This window comes from Bradyrhizobium sp. (assembly GCF_049798375.1).
GTDB lineage: Bacteria > Pseudomonadota > Alphaproteobacteria > Rhizobiales > Xanthobacteraceae > Bradyrhizobium.
Genome location: NZ_JBARGP010000129.1, coordinates 1 through 2,045, shown reverse-complemented (window position 1 = coordinate 2,045; position 2,045 = coordinate 1). Strand labels below are relative to the sequence as shown.

The following is a 2,045-nucleotide window of genomic DNA, read 5'->3' as shown; positions in this document are numbered from 1 at the left end:
CGCGATCGATGAGCTTGTCGTGGCGCTGGGCGCTGCAAAGCATCCGGCGCTGGTGGTCGGCCCCGGCGTCGATCGCGCCGCATGCGTCGATCTGATGGTCGAGGTGGCGGAGAAGGCCAAGGCCAGCATCTGGGTCAGCCCGTTCTCGGCGCGCTGCTCGTTCCCGGAACGGCATCCGCAATTTGCCGGCTTCCTGCACGCCTCGCCGGCGCAGCTCTCCGACGCGCTGAAGCCGTACGACCTCGTGGTCGTGATCGGCGCGCCGGTGTTCACCTTCCATGTCGAAGGGCACGCTGCGATCTTCGATGGCGCGACCGCGATCTATCAGATCACCGACGATACCGAAGCTGCGTCGGTGCCGCCAATCGGTACCAGCATCATCGCGACCATGCGGCCGGCGCTCACCCTGCTGCGCGACCTGCTGCCCGAGAGCAAACGGTCAGCGCCCAAAGGCCGCGTGCTGCAGGACGCACCGAAGGCGTCGGATCCGATCGCCGTCGAGTACCTGCTGAGTTGCTTGTCATCAGCGATGCCCAATGATGCGGTGCTGGTCGAGGAAGCGCCCTCCCATCGCCCGGCGATGCAGAAATTCATGCCGATGCGCGGCCAGGATTCGTTCTACACCATGGCCAGCGGCGGCCTCGGCTGGAGCCTGCCGGCCGCGGTCGGCCTGGCGCTCGGCAGGCCGGAATGCCGCACCGTCTGCCTGATCGGCGACGGCTCGGCGATGTACTCGATCCAGGCGCTGTGGACCGCAGCCCAGCGCAAGCTGCCGATCACGGTCGTCGTCATCAACAATTCAGGCTATGGCGCGATGCGCTCGTTCAGCCAGGTCATGCAGGTGCGCAACGTGCCCGGCCTCGATCTGCCTGGGCTGGACTTCGTCAAGCTAGCCGAGGGCATGGGCTGCGATGCCGTGCGTGTGACCAAGGCGTCGGAGTTACCGTCCGCGCTCGCGCGCGGCCTGGCGCACGTTGGCGTCAGCCTCATCGAGGTCATGGTCGATTCCGCGGTGCCCCTGCTCTATGCGCAGAAGCACTGAAACGAGGGGGCGTTGGGTGGGCAAAGGCGCGGAGCGCCGTGCCCACCGTCGCTCGGCAAATGCGGAAAGAATGGTGGGCACGCTTCGCTTTGCCCACCCTACGGCCGTTCATCATCGCGCGCGAAGGCGGGCCGTCCAGTGCGCCGTGCCCTCTTGGGTCATCTCGACCATCTCCGGAATACTGGATCGCCCGATCAAGTCGGGCGATGACAGCGAGGGCTTGATCAGCGTATGCGGGTCTCGCAACTACCCGCCTACTTCCCGAACTCTTCCCGCATTCTGGCCTGGATCTTGGCCATGCCGCTGATCCAGCGATCGTAGTTCTCGGTCTTCTTGCGCATGTAGCCGAGCACCTGCGGATGCGGGAGAATGAGAAAGCTCTCCTCAGCCAGTCCCTTCAGGACGTCCTGCGCCACCTGCTCCGGCGTGAGGTCGCCGTCGCCGGATTGCGGCCCCTTCGGGATCGCGCGCAGCATGTCGGTGTCGACGCCCTGCGGGCACAGGATCGAAACCTTGATGTTGTCCGCCTTGTGCGAGATCGCAAGATTTTCGGCGAAGCCAACCGCGGCATGCTTGGTCGTGGAATATGGCGCGCTGCCGACCTGGGACAGCAGCCCGGCCGCGGAGATGGTGTTGAGGAAATAGCCGCCGCCGCGGGCCTTGTAGCGCGGCACCAGATGCCGCGCCGCATAGACATGGGCCATCACATGGATCGACCAGCTCCGCATCCATGGCTCGTCCGAGGCGCCGCCGGCATTGACCGACAGGGGATCGAAGCCCCCGCCGACGCCGGCATTGGAGCAAAACAGTGCGATCGGCCCAAACTGCCGCTCGGTCTCCTCGATGACGTGAAGGACATGCTTTTCCTGGGCGACGTCGCATTCGAACGCGGCGCCATTGATTGCGCCCGCTGTGGCGCGGGCCGCCGCACCATCGAGATCGGCCACCACCACCTTGGCGGCACCGGCGCGGGCGAATGCCTCGCACAGCGCCTTGCCGATGC

2 protein-coding genes are annotated in these 2,045 nt (G+C 66.1%); one reads left to right on the top strand and one right to left on the bottom strand.

Annotation, left to right across the window (positions count from 1 at the left end; translation table 11 throughout):
• Nucleotides 1–1,042, top strand: a 1,042-nt coding sequence (locus WA702_RS05685; protein WP_425109556.1) for a thiamine pyrophosphate-dependent enzyme, incomplete at its 5' end; no start/stop codon positions are given.
• A gap of 254 nt (nucleotides 1,043–1,296) precedes the next feature.
• On the opposite strand, the gene WA702_RS05680 is transcribed toward WA702_RS05685, so the two are convergent.
• Entirely contained in the window at nucleotides 1,297–2,043 is a 747-nt protein-coding gene (locus tag WA702_RS05680) for an SDR family oxidoreductase (RefSeq protein WP_425109555.1), read from the bottom strand.
• Nucleotides 2,044–2,045: the final 2 nt, after the last annotated feature.